The organism is Streptomyces sp. NPDC028289 (assembly GCF_055565975.1).
Map to the genome: position 1 here is coordinate 831,037 of NZ_JBVHTI010000004.1, position 16,104 is coordinate 847,140.

Sequence of the window (16,104 nt, forward strand, 5' to 3'; positions counted from 1 at the left end):
CAGGCCGCCGGGCCTGGTCAGCGGCCCGGGGTCAGGGGCCCGCCGCCAGCTCCGCCACCTCGGCGTCGAACAGCCGGTCCGGGTCGAAGCCCATGCCCGTGAAGTGGCCGGCGAGTTCGAGGGAGAGAACCCCGTGCATCCGGGTCCAGAAGGCCAGCGCCCGGCGCAGTACTCCCGGCGGCGCGGGGTGTCCGCCGGCCCACTCGCGGTGCTGGGAGAGGTGCGCGGTGAATCCGGCGGAGGCCGGCGGCGGCGCCTCGGGCTCGGCCGCCGCGCAGACGTCGAGCAGAGCCGCCATGATCTCCTGGGCGATGCCGGTGATGTCGTCGGGCGCCCGGTAGCCGGGGACCGGCGTGCCGTAGACGAGGAAGTAACGCTGGGGGTCGGCGAGCGCCCAGCGGCGCAGGGCGTGGGCGAGGCCGCCGATACCGGCCTCGGCCCCGGCGGCGACACCGAAGGTGTCGGCCAGGCTGCGGTAGGCGTCCCGGATCAGCTCGGTGATCAGCTCGTCGCGGCTGCCGAAGTAGCGGTAGAGGGCCGGACCGCTCATGCCCAGTTCCTTGGCGATCGCGTTGAGGGACAGGCCCGTCGCGCCTGACCTGGCGATCTGCTCCCAGGCGCGCGCCTTGATGTCCGCCCGCACCTGGCTCCGGTATCGCTCGCGGGGGCTCACCGCGTCCGCATCTGCCGCCATGGCCGTCACGCTCCTCTCGCACCAGTTCGTTTCAAGCTATCACTTTCGAGAGTGGCTCTAACAGTCGCGATGGTTTCATCCGACGCGACAGCTTGACACCCCAGCGAGCACCCATCATGTTTGTTATAGCTTATAACGCAAGCGAGAGCTTCTCTCGCTTGCGAATGCATCTACACACCGTCAGGCACACGGAGGCCGTCGTCATGGGAATCGCAGAAACCGCAGGAACCGCAGAAGCCGCCGGAAGCACCCAGCTCGTCGAGGTCGTCCTGCCGGGCATCGTGGAGCCGGAAGGCCTCCGCATCGAGCGCCGGGAGATCCCGGCCCCCGCCGCCGGCCAGGTCGTCGTCCGCGTGGAGGCGACCGGTGTCTCCTTCGCGGAGCAGCAGATGCGCCGCGGCCGCTACTACGACCAGCCGCCCTTCCCCTTCGTCCCGGGCTACGACCTGGTCGGCACGGTGCTCGCGGCCGGGGACGGCGTGGCGCCCGGGCTCGTCGGCAAGCGCGTGGCGTCGCTGGTGAAGGTCGGCGGCTGGGCCAGCCATGTCGTGCTCGACGCGGCCGACGCCGTGCAGGTGCCCGCCGGCGTCGGCGCGGCGGAGGCGGAGACGCTGGTCGTCAACGGCATCACGGCCTGGCAGATGCTGCACCGCAAGGCCAGGGCGCGCAGCGGCGGCACGATCCTGGTGCACGGCGCCAACGGCGGCGTCGGCACGGTGCTCGTCCAGCTCGCACGGGCGGCCGGCCTCCACGTGATCGGCACGGCCTCCGCCCGTCACCACGCCGCACTGCGGGAGCTGGGCGTGACCCCGGTCGACTACCGCGCCGAGGACGTCCCGGCCCGGGTCCGGGAACTGGCTCCCGGCGGCGTCGACGCCGTCTTCGACCATCTCGGCGGCCGCAGCGTCATCGACTCCTGGCGGCTCCTCGCCCCTGGCGGCACCCTGGTCGCCTACGGCAGCGCCACCACCAGGGACGACTCCGGGTCCAAGCAGCTCCCCGTGCTGAAGATCCTCGGCCGGGTGTGGCTGTGGAACGCGCTGCCCAACGGCCGGCACGCCTGCTTCTTCAACGTCTGGGAGGGGCGCGCCCTCGGCAAGGACCGCTTCCGGGCCCGGCTGAGTGCCGACCTCACCCAGGTGTTCGAGGCCTTCCGGCGCGGCGAGGTGACCGCGCGCATCGCCGCCCGGCTCCCCCTGACCCAGGCCGCCGAGGCCCTGCGGCTCGCCGAGTCGGGGACCGTCGCGGGGAAGGTCGTACTGGTCCCGGACGACGGCGACGGGGCGTCGGCCGACTCGGCGCGATGAGGAGCCCCGGGGCAGCGACCGTCGCCTCGGCGACCGTCAGCTCAGCGACCGTCGCCCCAGCGGCCGCCGACCCAGCTCCGCCCGTCGGCCCAGCGGTCGCCGCCGCTCCCGGCGAAAGCGCCGTCGTCCGCGAACGCCAGCCCGGCGAAGCGTTCGCCGATGCGGCGGTGGGTGGCCGCGTCCGGGTGGAGACCGTCGGGCAGCGGGAGTTCGGCGGTGTCGGCCTCGCCGTAGAGGGCACGGCCGTCGAGGTAGTGGAGGTGCGGGTCCTCGGCCGCGCGCTGGGCGACGATCCGGGACAGCTCGTCTCGGATGACGTTCAGGGTGAGCTTGCCGCTCGCGCGCTCGGCCGGGTCGCCCACGGCCGTGAAGGTGACGCGGCCGGCACCGAAGGCGCTCAGGTCCATGGCGGTGGGGCCCGGTGTGTCCTCGTGCATGGGGCACAGGATCGGCGACACGACCAGCAGCGGGGTGGTGGGGTGCCCCTCCCGGACGGTGTCGAGGAAGCCGTGCACGGCGGGGCCGAAGGCGCGCAGCCGCATCAGGTCGGTGTTGACGACGTTGATGCCGAGCTTGAGGCTGATCAGGTCGGCGGGCGTGTCCCGGACGGCGCGGGCGGTGAACGGGTCGAGCAGAGCGCTGCCGCCCAGCCCCAGGTTGACCAGTTCGACGCCGGCGAGCGCGGCCGCGAGCGCGGGCCAGATGGCGGTGGGGCTCGCGGCGTCGGAGCCATGACTGATCGAACTGCCGTGGTGCAGCCACACCCTGCGGCCGTGGTCGGGTACGGCGGCGAGCGGGGCGTCGGTGCGCAGTGCGACGAGTTCGGTGGTCTCGTTGTGCGGCAACCAGATCTCGACGGCCTTCTCGTGCCCGGGCAGGCCGGTGAAGCGGAGGGTGCCGACCGGCCCGGGGCGCAGTTCCATGGTCCCGGCACCCATGTCGACGACCTGGACCGTGCCGCCGGACACGCTGCCCTGGCCGGCCAGGGCGCCGTCGACGAGCAGGTCGTAGACGCCGTCCGGACGGGCCGGCGCGCCGGCGTAGAGCCGCTTGGTGGGGAGGGTGTCCAGTTCCACGGCGGTGGCGGGGGTGCGGAACACCAGTCGTACGCCGGAGGGCTGGGACTCGACCATGGCGAGCTGCGGGTCGGCGCACTGGGCGCGGGCCCGGGCCGGGAGCCGGTGCGGAAGGACGCCGTGCTCCGTGTGCTCCAGATCGAGGGCGCCGCGCAGGAGGGCGGCGGTGATCGGCGTGGTGATCCAGCGGGGGTCGGTGTTCATCGCCTCTGCGTTCCGTCTCTGTTCCGGCTCTGTGTTCCGTCCGCTGCGGACGAGGGGGTCAGGTCGGGGTGGGCCAGTTGCGCAGCAGCGCGTCGAGGGCGTCGAGGACGCGGGTCCAGGACTGCTGGCTGTCGGGGGCGCTGTGGCTGAAGCCGCCGGTCAGTTCCAGGTCGACGTAGCCGTGGAAGACGCTGCCGAGCATGCGGACGGCATGGGTCTGGTCCGGTTCGGTCAGGTCGTAGCCGCGCAGGATCGCCCGGGTCATCTGGGAGTGCCGGACGCCGGCGCTGGCCGCGGCCGTCTCCGGGTCGAGGCGCAGCCGGGCCGCCGTGTAGCGGCCGGGGTGGGCGCGGGCGTAGTCGCGGTAGACGTCGGCGAACGCGACGAGGGCGTCCTTGCCGGCCCGTCCGGCCAGTGCGTCGGCGGCCCGGTCGGCGAGTTCCTCCAGCGCCAGCAGCGCGATCCTCGTCCGCAGGTCCTGGGAGCTCTTGACGTGCGAGTACAGGCTGGCGACCTTCACGTCGAAGCGTCTGGCCAGCGCCGAGACGGTCACCTGGTCGAAGCCGACCTCGTCGGCCAGCTCGGCTCCGGCCCGGACCAGCCGTTCCGTGCTCAGTCCCGCTCGCGCCACGCCCGCTCCTCGCCTTCACCTCTTGCCTGAACCGATTATGCGTTTGCCTAAAACCTTTAGGCAAATTAGCGTGCGCCGCATGAGACAGCTGACCGGGCAAGAGATCCGTGCCGCGTTCGTGAACTGCAGCAAGGGCGCGGCGAAGCGCCTGAACATCCCGCACGACCTGGACGAACGGCCGTGGGCCGACCTGGACTACTTCGGCTGGCGCGACCCCCAGGCACCCGATCGCGCCTACCTGGCGACCGAACTGGACGACGGTCACGTGCGGGCGGTGGCGCTGCGCTGCCCGAGCCCCGCCTCCTGGCAGGCCCGGCGCAGCATGTGCTCGATCTGCCTGACCACGCACACCGGAGGGGTCTCGCTGATGGTCGCCGCCAAGGCGGGGAAGGCCGGGCAGCAGGGCAACTCCGTGGGCGCCTACCTCTGCAGCGACCTCGCCTGTTCGCTGTACGTGCGGGGAAAGCGGGACGCGGGCGTGGGCGGGCGGATGCCGGAGTCGCTCACGCTGGAGGAGAAGGTCCGGCGGACGGTCGGGAACCTCGCCGCGTTCCTGGAGAAGGTGACCGGGTGACCGGGCGCCGTCAGGGGAAGACCAGCCCGACGCCGTGGGCGAGCTGTGCGGCCGCGTGCCGGAAGAACCGCTCTCGTTCCGCCTCCGCCACGACCCCCTTGAACTGACCGAACAGTTCGAACCCCACCAGCCCGAACAGCTGGGCCCACGCCGCGGCCATGGCCACCGCCACCTCCGGCGGCAGGCCGGGCACCAGTTCGTCGGCCATCCGGCGGGCCTCGGAGGCGAGTTCGGCGGGTACCGGAGTGCGGGCCAGACCGCGCCCCTCGAACGCCTCGCGCAGGATCCCGATGAGGACCAGGGCGACCCGGGCGGCCGGCGGAATGGTCGTCTCCGGCGCCGAGTAGCCGGGCACGGGCGAGCCGTAGATCAGCGCGTACTCGTGCGGACGGGTCAGCGCCCAGCCGCGCACCGCCTCGCACACGGTGACCCAGCGGTGTGCCGGGGCCGCGCCGGCGACAGCGGCGTGGGCGCCCTCGGCGGCCTCGCCGAGGGAGTCGTAGGCGTCGATGATCAGCGCGGTGAGCAGGTCGTCGCGGCTGGGGAAGTAGCGGTAGAGCGCCGAGGAGACCATGCCGAGCTCGCGCGCCACGGCCCGCAGCGACAGCTTGGCCGCGCCCTCGGCCGCGAGCTGTCTGCGCGCCTCGTCCTTGATGGCCGTGGTGACTTCCATCCTGGCTCGCGCGCGGGCGCCCTGCGGGGTGGTCATGAGGAGCAGTTTGCCATGTTCGCAGAGCGGTGCACACGGTTTGGAGCACTGCACTGGATTTGGATCGGCGATCACGGACCAGAGCGACGCTCACATACAAGTGCACCGCTCAAAAAAGAGAGCACCGCTCTTGCAATGGATCACCGATCTCCCCACACTGTTCCTTGAGCGAGAGCACTGCTCTCCCAAACAAGTGGGGGTCACCATGTCGTCGTCCGAAGCGCAGCCGTCGTCCGAGCCGTACTACGCCGAGGCCCACCCGGTGGCCGTCCGTATGAACAGCCTCGTCGGCTGGCTCGCCCGGCGCGGGATCAGTCTCGCGGGCAGCGCGGAGCTGTCCGTACGCGGCCGCAAGAGCGGCAGGATGCAGCGCATCCCGGTCAACCCGCACACCTACGACGGCACCCAGTACCTGGTCTCGGCGCGCGGCAACTCCCAGTGGGTGCGGAACATGCGCGTGGCCGGCGGCGGGGAACTGCGGGTGGGACGGAAGGTGCGGGAGTTCACCGTGGTGGAGCTTCCCGATGCCGAGAAGCTCCCGGTGCTGCGCGCCTACCTGGAGAGGTGGGGCTGGGAGGTCAAGCAGTACTTCCCGGGGGTGACGGCCGGGTCCTCCGACGACGAACTCGTCGCGGCCGGCGCCGACCACCCCGTCTTCCGGGTCACCGTCACGAACTGACGGCTTCCTCGTCGGCCGGGTCCTCCGTCGGCGCGCTCTCCTTCGCCGCCGGCTCCGGGCCGAAGGCGGTGAGGGCACGTTGGGCGAGGGGGTGGGAGCGGATGAGTTCGCCGAGGGAGGTGCGGCCCTGGGTGATCTCCTTGAACGCCCGCCAGGCGGGACGGAACCCGGTCAGCGCGGCGTGGAACAGCCCGGGGCGGCGCTCGAACACCGCGAGCATCCGCTTGCCGACGCTCATCTCGACGCCGAGGCCCGCCTTGACGGCGAAGGCGTAGTTCAGCGCCTGGCGGCGGGTGTCGACGGCGTCGTGGGCCTCGGCGATCCGCACCGCCCACTCCCCCGCGAGCCGCCCCGAGCGCAGCGCGAAGGAGATGCCCTCGCGGGTCCACGGTTCGAGCAGGCCCGCCGCGTCACCGCAGACCAGCACCCGGCCCCGGGACAGCGGGGAGTCGTCGGCGCGGCAGCGGGTCAGGTGGCCGGAGGAGATGCTCGGCTCGAAGCCGGCCAGGCCGAGCCGGGCGATGAAGTCCTCCAAGTACCGCTTGGTGGCGGCGCCTTCACCGCGGGCCGAGATGACGCCGACGGTCAGCGTGTCGCCCTTGGGGAAGACCCAGCCGTAACTGCCGGGCATCGGGCCCCAGTCGATCAGGACCCGCCCCTTCCAGTCCTCGGCGACCGTCTCGGGCACCGGGATCTCCGCCTCCAGGCCGAGGTCGACCTGGTCGACCTTCACCCCGACGTGGGCGCCTATGCGGCTGGCGCTGCCGTCGGCGCCGACCACCGCGCGGGCCAGCAGGGTCTCGCCGCCCTGGAGCACGACCGCGACCGTCCGCCGGTCCGGGACCGCCGAGCCGTGCTGCTCGACGCGCTGCACGGCGGCGCCGGTGCGCAGCTCGGCGCCCGCCTTCTGGGCGTGCTCGACCAGCTGCTGGTCGAACTCGGGCCGGTTGATCAGCCCGAACATCATCTGCTTGGAGCGGCGGGTGCGGGTGAACCGTCCGTTGTTGGAGAAGGTGACCGCGTGCACCCGGTCCTTGAGGGGCAGCTCGAAGCCGGGCGGCAGCGCGTCGCGCGAGGGGCCGATGATGCCGCCGCCGCAGGTCTTGTAGCGGGGCAGCTCAGCCTTCTCCAGCAACAGCACGCGCCGTCCGGCGACCGCCGCCGCGTAGGCGGCCGAGGCCCCCGCGGGTCCCGCGCCCACCACGACGACGTCCCACACCCGCTGCGCGTCGTCCGCCCGCACGTCGTCCGCCGAAGAATTCTCGCCGCTCACGATGGTCCGCTGCTCCGATCAAGCCGTAGAAGCCGTATCACGCCGTATCAAGCCTCAGGTCAGGCTCTGTCCGTCCGTAGGCCGACACCTGGCACCTGTCCCCCCGCATCCTACGGCGGAGATCGCCGCAGGCCACTGTGGGAGGATCGGTCCACTCACCAGTTCAACGTCGCACCCACGAGGAGCGTGCCCATGTCGTCCAATCCGGTCGCCGAGACCGTCGCCGCCCTGCTGCCCAGGGCCAAGGCGGAGCTCGCCGAGCTGGTGGCCTTCAAGTCGGTGGCGGACTTCGCCCAGTTCCCGAAGAGCGAGAGCGAAGGCGCCGCGAACTGGGTGGCCGACGCACTGCGCGCCGAGGACTTCACGGACGTCGCCGTACTGGACACCCCGGACGGCACGCAGTCGGTGTACGGCTACCTGCCGGGCCCGGAGGGTGCCAAAACGGTCCTGCTGTACGCGCACTACGACGTGCAGCCGCCGCTGGACGAGGCCGCCTGGACCACCCCGCCGTTCGAGCTGACCGAGCGGGACGGCCGCTGGTACGGGCGCGGTGCCGCCGACTGCAAGGGCGGCGTGATCATGCACCTGCTGGCGCTGCGCGCGCTGAAGGCGAACGGCGGCGTCCCGGTCAACGTCAAGGTGATCGCCGAGGGCTCCGAGGAGATGGGCACCGGCGGCCTGGAGCGGTACGCCGAGCAGCACCCCGAACTGCTGACGGCGGACGCGATCGTCATCGGCGACACGGGCAACTTCCGGGTCGGGCTGCCGACGGTGACCACGACCCTGCGGGGCATGACCATGGTCCGCGTCCAGATCGACACGCTGCGGGGCAATCTGCACTCGGGCCAGTTCGGCGGTGCCGCCCCCGACGCCCTGGCCGCCCTGATCCGCGTCCTCGACTCGTTGCGCGCCGAGGACGGTTCCACGACGGTCGACGGGCTCGCGCCCCAGTCGCGGTGGGAGGGTCTGGAGTACGACGAGGAGCAGTTCCGCAAGGACGCCAAGGTGCTCGACGGTGTCGGGCTGATCGGTGACGGTTCGGTCGCGGACCGCATCTGGGCCCGTCCGGCGGTCACGGTGCTCGGCATCGACTGCCCGCCGGTGGTCGGCGCCACCCCGTCGGTGCAGGCGAGCGCCCGCGCCCTGGTCAGCCTGCGGGTGCCGCCGGGCGTGGACGCGGCCGAGGCGAACAAGCTGCTCCAGGCCCATCTGGAGGCGCACACGCCGTGGGGCGCCCGGGTGCGCACCGAGGCGGTCGGCCAGGGCCAGCCCTTCCGCGCCGACACCACCAGCCCGGCCTACCGGGCGATGGCCGACGCGATGGCGGTCGCCTACCCGGACGAGACCATGCAGTACGCCGGTCAGGGGGGCTCCATCCCGCTGTGCAACACCCTCGCCGGCCTCTACCCGCAGGCCGAGATCCTGCTGATCGGCCTGAGCGAGCCGGAGGCACAGATCCACGCCGTCAACGAGAGCGTGTCCCCCGAGGAACTGGAGCGGCTGTCGGTGGCGGAGGCGCTGTTCCTGCGGAACTACGCGGCGGGCTGACGCGCCCGGCGCGGCGGACCTCGCCGGTCCGCCGCCGTGCGCGGTGGGCCGAATCGCCCTGCCCACAGCGGAGGACCCTCGTCGCGGACGGGGGTCCTCCCTGCGCTCGGGACACGGACGCTGCGCGAATCCGCGGACACCTGCGGCCCGCCGCGGTGACCATGGGGGGATGACCGACACCGCGCGCCGTGTCGCCGCCCATGCCGACATCGCGACCTCCCTGGCCCTGTTGAGCGACGTCGAGCTGGCCGAGCTGGTCGCGGCGGGCGAGCCGCTGGGAACGGGGGTCGGCGGCAGAGCCGTGCGGATCACGGTGGACGGCACCGCGGTGTTCGTGAAGCGGATCCCCCTGACCGACCGGGAGCGGAGCCCGCTGCACGTCCGCTCCACCGCGAACCTCTTCGACCTGCCGCCGTACTGCCACTACGGCATGGGTGCCGTCTGCGGCCCGGGATTCACCGCCTGGCGGGAGCTGGCCGCGCACACGGCGACGACGAACTGGGTACTGACCGGCCGCTTCCCCGGCTTCCCGATGCTCCACCACTGGCGGGTACTGCCGGACACGGCCCGCCCGCTGCCCGACGAACTCGCCGACGTCGAGAAGGTGGTGGCCTACTGGGGCGGCTCCACGGGCCTGCGTGAACGGATCGAGGGCCTTCGGGACGCCTCCGCGAGCGTGACCCTGTTCCTGGAGCACTTCCCGTCCACCCTGCACGACTGGCTGGACGCCGAACTGCGCACGGAGCGGGCGGATGCGGTCTGCGGCCGAGTGGCGCGGCAACTGGAGGAATTGACGTCCTTCCTCCACGCACGGCAGCTCCTGCATCTGGATGCCCATTTCCGTAACATCCTCACCGACGGCCGGGATCTCTACCTCACCGACTTCGGGCTCTCACTGAGCTCCCGTTTCCGGCTCACGCCCGACGAGCGGGACTTCTTCGACCGGCATCGGCACTACGACAGCACCTACACCTCCTACCACCTGGTGATCTGGCTCGTCACCGCCCTGTACGGGTACCGGGGTGAGGAGCGGGCGGGGTTCGTGCGCGCCTGCGCCGACGGGCGGCGGCCCGACGGGATCCCCCGGGGCGCCGCCGAGTTGGTGGTCCGGCACGCCCCGCTCGCCGTGGGCATGGAGGATTTCTTCCGGCGGCTGGGCCGGGAGAGCCGGCTGACGCCGTTCCCGTACCCGGACGGTCACAGCAGCTGCACGCTCTCCGCGTAGTGGCAGGCGACCGGGTTGCCGCCGCCCCGGTCGACCAGGTCCGGCACCTGCTCGACGCAGGCGGTGCGCTCGCTGTCGGTGAGCTGGTTCGCGAACTTGGGGCAGCGGGTGCGGAAGCGGCAGCCGCTGGGCGGGCGGACCGGGCTCGGGACGTCGCCCTGGACGGTGATCCGTTTCCGGGCGCGTTCCTTGCGCGGGTCGGGCAGCGGGATCGCCGAGACCAGGGCCTGGGTGTAGGGGTGGGCGGGGCGGGCGAAGAGCTGCCGGGCGGGGGCGATCTCCACCAGGCGGCCGAGGTACATCACCGCGACCCGGCCTGCGACATGCCGCATCACGGAGAGGTCGTGCGCCACGAACAGGAAGGACAGGCCCAGTTCGCTCTGCAGGTCCATCAGCAGGTTGAGGACGCCCGCCTGGATCGACACGTCCAGCGCGGAGACCGGCTCGTCCAGCACGATCACCTTGGGACGAAGCGCCAACGCCCGTGCGATGCCGATGCGCTGGCGCTGGCCGCCGGAGAACTCGTGCGCGAAACGGTTGCCGTGCTCGGGGTTGAGGCCGACCAGGCGCAGCAGTTCGCGTACCTCGTCGGCGGCGCCCGGGCCGTAGCGGCCGTGGATGCGCAGGGGTTCGGCGACGATCTCGTGGACGGAGATCCTGGGGTCCAGGGAGGCGTACGGGTCCTGGAAGACGATCTGCAGCTCGCGGCGCAGCGGCCGCATCTGACGTCTGCTCAGGTCGGTCAGCAGCCGGCCCCGGTAGTGGACGGAGCCCGAGGTGGCCGTCTCCAGGTTGAGCAGGGTCCGGGAGACGGTCGTCTTGCCGGAGCCTGACTCGCCGACCAGGCCGAGCGTCTCGTTCTCGTACAGGTCGAAGGAGATCCCGCAGACGGCGTGCACGTCGCCGATCCGGCGGCGGACCACGCCCCGTGACATCACCGGGAAGTGCTTGACCAGGTCGCGGACCTGGAGGACGGGGTCGCCGGTGCCGCCGTGGCCGGGCAGCGGGGGCAGCGGATCGGTCATCGGGCATCGTCCTCCAGGTCCGCGAACCGGGCCAGGGCCTCGGTGTCGGCGCCGACGGCGTCGAAGACCTCGCCGGCCGCCGCGTCCACGAGTTCGTCGGCGAAGTGGCAGGCGCTGCGGTGCGCGTCGGATCCGACCGGCCGCAGCGCGGGTTCGGTGCTGTCGCAGGGCTCCCGGCGCATCGGGCAGCGGGGCGCGAAGGGGCAGCCCGGGGGCAGGTTGAGCAGCGAGGGCGGGGAGCCGGTGATGGGGGTCAGGCGGTCCTCCTCGCGGTCGAGACGGGGCAGGGAGCCGAGCAGGCCCAGGGTGTAGGGCATGCGCGGGGTGTAGAAGATGTCCTCGACCGAGCCGGTCTCCACGATCCGTCCGGCGTACATGACGGCGACCCGGTCGGTATGGCCGGCGACCACGCCCAGGTCGTGGGTGATCAGGACGAGGGCGGCACCGGTCTCGGCGCGGGCGGCCTCCAGCGCCTCCAGGATCTGCGCCTGGACGGTGACGTCGAGGGCGGTGGTGGGCTCGTCGGCGATGATCACGTCCGGGTCGTTGGCGATCGCGATGGCGATGACGACCCGCTGGCGCATGCCGCCGGAGAGTTCGTGCGGATAGCTGTCGACGCGCCGTTCGGGGCTCGGGATGCCGACCGTGCCGAGGAGTTCCACGGCACGTGCGCGGGCGGGCCGTTTGCCGAGCCTCGGGTTGTGCCGGAGCAGGGTCTCGGCGATCTGGTAGCCGACGGTGTAGACGGGGTTGAGGGAGGTCATCGGGTCCTGGAAGACCATGGCGATGCCGCTGCCCCGTACGTCCGAGAGCCGGGTGTCGGACATCCCGAGCAGTTCCGTGCCCTCGAACCGGACCGAGCCACGCACCCGGGCCGAGCCGGGTAGCAGCCCCATCACGGCCAGCGCGGTGACGGACTTGCCGGAGCCGGACTCGCCGACGATGCCCAGTGCCTCGCCCCGCTCCAGCCGGTAGCCGACGCCGCGTACGGCCCGTACGACACCGTCCTCGGTCGGGAACGCCACACTCAGGTCCTCGACTTCGAGTACGGCGCCGGACTCCTCGCCCTTCCCGACGACCCTGTCGATGCCCTTGAGGTTGCCCGTGTCGGTCACTGTCGCACCCTTTGCTGCCGGGGGTCGAAGGCGTCGCGCAGTCCGTCGCCGATGAAGTTGATGGTGAGGGCGATGGCGATGATGAAGGCGCCTGGGATGTAGAAGAGCCAGGGCCGGGTGTCGACCGCGGTCTGGGCCTGGGCGACCAGCAAACCGAGGGAGGTGTCGGGCGGTTGGACCCCGAACCCGAGGAAGGACAGGGCGGTCTCGGTGAGGATGCCGGTGGCGACCAGGATGGTGGCGTTCACGATGATCGGGCCGAGCGCGTTGGGCAGCAGGTGCCGGAAGATGATCCGGGTGTCGGAGGCACCGAGCGCCCGGGCGGCCTCCACGAACTCCTTCTCGCGCAGCGAGAGTACGGACGAGCGCACCACCCGGGACACGTACGCCCAGGTGAGTCCGGCGATCACCACGGCGATCCAGTACCAGGAACCGCCGCTGCGCGATGAGATGACCAGCGCGATCGCGAACAGCGGGAGGGTGAGCACGAGATCGGCGATGCGCATCATCAGCGCGTCGACGAACCCCCGGTAGAAGCCGGCGACGGCCCCCCACACGGCGCCGACCAGGGTCGAGCCGAGCGCGATCAGGATGGCGATCTTCAGGGAGGTCTGGGTGCCGCGCATCACCTGTGCGTAGGCGTCGTACCCCGAGGAGTCGGTGCCGAACGGGTGCTTCCAGGAAGGCGGTTGGGAGTTGTCCGGGGTGTACTTGGCGTACGAGTAGTGCCAGAAGTGCGGGCCGGCGAAGGCCCACAGCACGATCAGCACGAAGACGACCAGGCTGATCATCGCGGCCCGGTGGCGCAGGAAGCGGCGCAGCACGAGCTGGGTCTGGCTGCGCTGCACGACGGTGAACTCGTGGTCGTCGCCGCTCGGCGTCCGGGTGCCGGCCGGCCCGAGTGCCCCGATGTCAGTCATAGCGGATCCTCGGGTCGAGTACGGCGTAGAGGAGGTCGGCGAAGAGGTTGAAGACGATGACGACGACGGCGGACAGCAGCAGCCAGGCCATGGTCCGGTAGACGTCGAGGGTGGTGGCGGCCTGGACGAGCATCTCGCCCATGCCGTGCCACTGGAAGATCGTCTCGGTGATGACGGCGCCGCCGAGGATGATCGCGATGTCGAGGGCGGTGACGGTGGCGAGCGGGATCAGCGCGGTGCGCAGGGCGTGCCGGGTGAGCACCCGCCCGCGGCGCAGACCTTTGGCGCGGGCGAGCCGGACGTAGTCGCTGTCCAGCACTTCGAGCATGGCGGCGCGGGTGTAGCGGGTCCAGGAGGCGAAGGAGACCAGGGCCAGGGTGATGGTGGGCAGGATGAGGTGGCCGATGCGGTCGGTGAACTCGTTCCAGGTGGTGTCGACTTCGAGGTACGGCGATTTCTCACCGATGGTGCCGAGGAACTGGCTGCCGGTCTCCTGGTTGAACCAGATCCCGGCCTGCTTGAGCAGCACCGCGAACCAGAACACGGGCATGGCGAGGAACAGGAAGCCGAGGAAGGTGATGGTGTAGTCGGCGACGCTGTACTGGCGGATCGCGCTGAACACGCCGAAGACGATCGCCATCACGAGGGCGAGCAGCATGGCGGCGGCGACCAGGGTGACGGTGACCCGGAAGCGGGTGAACAGGTCGTGGCCGATGTCCAGGTTGGACTGGACGGACGGGCCCCAGTCGCCGTGCAGGACGCCGGTGATCCAGTTCCAGTAGCGTTCCACGACCGGTTCATCGGCGTGGATGTGGCGGGCGAAGGCGGCCACGGCGGCCTTGCTGGGCGGCGGTTGCCGGGAGGTGGCGAAGTTGGCCACGGGGTCGCCGGAGTTGACGACGACCAGGAAGACGATGAACGTCGAGACGATCAGGACGGGGATGGAGACGAGGATGCGGCGCACGGTGTAGGCGAGCATGCGGTCTTCTCTCGCGGGAGGCCCGGCCCCGGGGTCTCCGGGGCCGGGAATCGGTCCGGCTGGTCGCTGGGGCTACTTCTTCAGGCCCCACTCGCCGACGTTGTACGGCGGTCCGACGTTGGTGGAGTTGTTGCGCATGTTGACGAACCGGGTCTGCACCGCGAGGAAGGTGGGCTTCTGGTAGAGCGGCAGCACGTAGGCGTCGTTGACCATGATCTGGTCGGCCTGGTTGAGCAGGGCGGCGGCCTTGGTCTGGTCCGTCTCGCCGATGGCCGTGCTGATCAGGGAGTCGACCTGCTTGTTGCTGTAACCGCCGTAGTTGCCGCCGCCTCCGGTCGTCCACAGCTGCTGGGCACCACTGATCGCGAACGGCGAGGCGACCCAGGCGAAGACGATGATGTCGTACTGGTGGCCGGCCAGGACCGTGCCGAGGTCGGCGGCGCCGATCGGCTTGATCGTGACCTTGATCCCGAGGTTGGCGAGGTCGCTCTGCAGGATCTGGCACTCGCTCTGCCGGATCTGGTTACCGGTGGTGTAGCGGCAGTTGAAGGGCCCGACCGCCTTGCCGTCCGGGGTCTTCAGGGCTGTGCCGACTCCGGTGAACCTGGCGTCGGTGAGGTACTTCTTGGCCTTGGTGAGGTCACCCGAGCCCTGGCCGCTGGCGCTGACCACGTCCTTGTAACCCGCGGTCCCCGGGACGAAGTTGTGGTTGTAGAGCTGCTTCACGCCGGGATCGAACTGGGCGACCGTCTTGGCCATGATGTCCTTGACACTGATGGCCGTGAACATCGCCTGCCTGAGCGCCAGGTACTTGCCGATCACCGGGTTGTGCAGGTTCAGGTCGAAGTGCTCCCAGGTCAGCCCGCTGCCGATGGTGTAGGTGACGTTGGGGATGGCCTTGACCTGGTTGACGAGGTCGACCTCGGGCTGCGGGTAGATGCCCTGGACCTCGTTGTTGCGCAGCGCGATCGGCTCCTGCGTGGCGTCCGAGATGACCTTGAAGATCAGCCTTTGCAGGGTGGCCTTCTTGCCCGTCCACTTCGGGTCGGGCTCGTAGGTGGCGTGGTCGTTGTCCACCCACTCGGTCATCTTGTACGGGCCCGCGGTCGCGTACTTGGTGGGCGGGTTCTTCTGGAAGTACTGCCAGCCCTGGGTCATCTGGGCGGCCGTCATGTGGGCCGCGTCGCCCGCCTTGGTGCCGGAGACCTTCTCGGCGACGTGCGCCGGGTAGAACGGGTAGCCCGCGCCGAACAGGGACTTCCAGTCGGCGTAGGGCTTGGCCATCACGACGGTGACGGTCTTGCCGTTGTCGGAACCGGTGACCGACTTGATGCGGTCGTAGCCGGCGGTGCTCTCCGGCAGGCAGCCCTTGGTCTGGGTGGAGTCGCTGGCGGGCGGCGGCGGGCAGTCCTTGCCGTCGTTGGTGCGCCAGTAGTAGACGAAGTCGTCGGCGGTGATCGGCGTGCCGTCGTTCCAGGACGCCTTGGGGTTGATCTTGTAGACGAGGGTCTGCGGACTGGCGCTCGTCTGGATCGCCGAGGTCACCAGGTCGGTGTTGAGCTTGACGCTGAAGTCAGGCTGCGGGACGAAGACCTGGGGCAGCACGGGGCTCAGCGCCTCGGCGTTCTCGAAGGTGTTGCCGTTGGTGTCCTGCACGTTCCACTGCTGGATGTTCTTCTCGATGACGTAGGTGAACGTCCCGCCGGCCTTGGTGGTGCCGGAGTTGCAGGTGTCTGCCTTGCCCTGGGTGGCGCAGGACGTGAGACCGGCCGAGGTGCCCTTGCCGCCGCTGCCCCCGCCACCTCCCCCGCTGCTGCAGGCGGCGAGCGCCAGGACGAGCCCGGCGGCCAGTGCGAGTCCCCTTGTGAGGGCCGAAGAATGCGCGCGCATGTCCCTCCTTCAGCCGGCTGTCGTCCGGCCTGTGCACGGCGGCCAGCGGCCGCGAGGAAGTTGAGCTGCGCACCGACGGTAGAACGCTTGTGTACCTTCTTCACGTTCTTGTTCATACCGGGACGGCGACAATTCACCCTCGTTTTCCCCTCGGAACCTTCCACCCCGCGCAAAGTCCCCTACACACCCCCCGGAAATGCCAAAGTCCCCGCCAACACCTCGGATGCGGCAAGGACTTGACGAATCATCAGGAAT

15 protein-coding genes are annotated in these 16,104 nt (G+C 70.9%); 5 read left to right on the plus strand and 10 right to left on the minus strand.

What is annotated here, in order from left to right; genetic code table 11:
- Positions 1–31 precede the first annotated feature (31 nt).
- Positions 32–694, minus strand: a complete 663-nt coding sequence (locus ACZ4UV_RS23810) for a TetR/AcrR family transcriptional regulator (protein WP_467840449.1) — start codon at positions 692–694, stop codon at positions 32–34.
- A gap of 203 nt (positions 695–897) precedes the next feature.
- On the opposite strand from ACZ4UV_RS23810, the gene ACZ4UV_RS23815 reads away from it, so the two are divergent.
- On the plus strand, positions 898–2,001 hold the full coding sequence (locus ACZ4UV_RS23815; protein WP_451019027.1) for a medium chain dehydrogenase/reductase family protein: 1,104 nt from the start codon (positions 898–900) through the stop codon (positions 1,999–2,001).
- A 41-nt stretch (positions 2,002–2,042) separates the two neighbouring features.
- Here the strand turns inward: ACZ4UV_RS23815 and ACZ4UV_RS23820 are convergent, their stop codons facing one another.
- Together ACZ4UV_RS23820 and ACZ4UV_RS23825 are read right to left on the minus strand one after the other, a co-directional pair.
- Complete coding sequence (locus ACZ4UV_RS23820) at positions 2,043–3,281, minus strand: GDSL-type esterase/lipase family protein (protein ID WP_451019026.1); 1,239 nt, start codon at positions 3,279–3,281, stop codon at positions 2,043–2,045.
- Positions 3,282–3,339: 58 nt separating this feature from the next.
- The gene (locus ACZ4UV_RS23825; protein ID WP_467840453.1) at positions 3,340–3,912 is read right to left on the minus strand and encodes a TetR/AcrR family transcriptional regulator; all 573 of its coding nucleotides are present in this window, start codon (positions 3,910–3,912) and stop codon (positions 3,340–3,342) included.
- A 79-nt stretch (positions 3,913–3,991) separates the two neighbouring features.
- Here ACZ4UV_RS23825 and ACZ4UV_RS23830 point away from each other — a divergent pair, with 79 nt between their 5' ends.
- Entirely contained in the window at positions 3,992–4,486 is a 495-nt protein-coding gene (locus tag ACZ4UV_RS23830) for an FBP domain-containing protein (protein WP_467840456.1), read from the plus strand.
- A gap of 10 nt (positions 4,487–4,496) precedes the next feature.
- Here ACZ4UV_RS23830 and ACZ4UV_RS23835 read toward each other — a convergent pair whose 3' ends face one another.
- A complete protein-coding gene (locus ACZ4UV_RS23835; RefSeq protein ID WP_451019024.1) occupies positions 4,497–5,195 on the minus strand; it encodes a TetR/AcrR family transcriptional regulator in 699 nt (232 codons plus the stop codon).
- Positions 5,196–5,400: 205 nt separating this feature from the next.
- Here ACZ4UV_RS23835 and ACZ4UV_RS23840 point away from each other — a divergent pair, with 205 nt between their 5' ends.
- Positions 5,401–5,874 (plus strand): nitroreductase/quinone reductase family protein, encoded by a 474-nt coding sequence (locus ACZ4UV_RS23840; RefSeq protein ID WP_451019023.1) that lies wholly within the window; start codon positions 5,401–5,403, stop codon positions 5,872–5,874.
- Here ACZ4UV_RS23840 and ACZ4UV_RS23845 read toward each other — a convergent pair.
- Positions 5,864–7,147 carry a geranylgeranyl reductase family protein gene (locus ACZ4UV_RS23845; protein WP_451019022.1) on the minus strand — a complete coding sequence of 428 codons (1,284 nt, stop codon included), beginning with the start codon at positions 7,145–7,147 and terminating at the stop codon, positions 5,864–5,866. The two genes, ACZ4UV_RS23840 and ACZ4UV_RS23845, sit on opposite strands and share 11 nt — an antisense overlap.
- 192 nt (positions 7,148–7,339) lie before the next feature.
- Here ACZ4UV_RS23845 and ACZ4UV_RS23850 point away from each other — a divergent pair, with 192 nt between their 5' ends.
- Positions 7,340–8,695 (plus strand): dipeptidase, encoded by a 1,356-nt coding sequence (locus ACZ4UV_RS23850; protein ID WP_451019021.1) that lies wholly within the window; start codon positions 7,340–7,342, stop codon positions 8,693–8,695.
- Between the two features lie 169 nt (positions 8,696–8,864).
- Positions 8,865–9,920: a BUD32 family EKC/KEOPS complex subunit gene (locus ACZ4UV_RS23855; protein ID WP_451019020.1), complete on the plus strand. Its 1,056-nt coding sequence runs from the start codon at positions 8,865–8,867 to the stop codon at positions 9,918–9,920.
- Here the strand turns inward: ACZ4UV_RS23855 and ACZ4UV_RS23860 are convergent.
- The 5 genes from ACZ4UV_RS23860 to ACZ4UV_RS23880 form a co-directional block, all read right to left on the minus strand.
- The gene (locus tag ACZ4UV_RS23860) at positions 9,893–10,945 is read right to left on the minus strand and encodes an ABC transporter ATP-binding protein (protein WP_451019019.1); all 1,053 of its coding nucleotides are present in this window, start codon (positions 10,943–10,945) and stop codon (positions 9,893–9,895) included. The two genes, ACZ4UV_RS23855 and ACZ4UV_RS23860, sit on opposite strands and share 28 nt — an antisense overlap.
- Positions 10,942–12,060, minus strand: coding sequence for an ABC transporter ATP-binding protein (locus ACZ4UV_RS23865; RefSeq protein ID WP_451019018.1), 1,119 nt, complete (start codon positions 12,058–12,060; stop codon positions 10,942–10,944). The genes ACZ4UV_RS23860 and ACZ4UV_RS23865 overlap by 4 nt, the downstream gene beginning before the upstream one ends.
- Complete coding sequence (locus ACZ4UV_RS23870; RefSeq protein WP_390048556.1) at positions 12,057–12,980, minus strand: ABC transporter permease; 924 nt, start codon at positions 12,978–12,980, stop codon at positions 12,057–12,059. The genes ACZ4UV_RS23865 and ACZ4UV_RS23870 overlap by 4 nt, the downstream gene beginning before the upstream one ends.
- Positions 12,973–13,959 carry an ABC transporter permease gene (locus tag ACZ4UV_RS23875; RefSeq protein WP_467840464.1) on the minus strand — a complete coding sequence of 329 codons (987 nt, stop codon included), beginning with the start codon at positions 13,957–13,959 and terminating at the stop codon, positions 12,973–12,975. The genes ACZ4UV_RS23870 and ACZ4UV_RS23875 overlap by 8 nt, the downstream gene beginning before the upstream one ends.
- 72 nt (positions 13,960–14,031) lie before the next feature.
- Positions 14,032–15,849 (minus strand): ABC transporter family substrate-binding protein, encoded by a 1,818-nt coding sequence (locus ACZ4UV_RS23880; RefSeq protein WP_467840467.1) that lies wholly within the window; start codon positions 15,847–15,849, stop codon positions 14,032–14,034.
- Positions 15,850–16,104 lie beyond the last annotated feature (255 nt).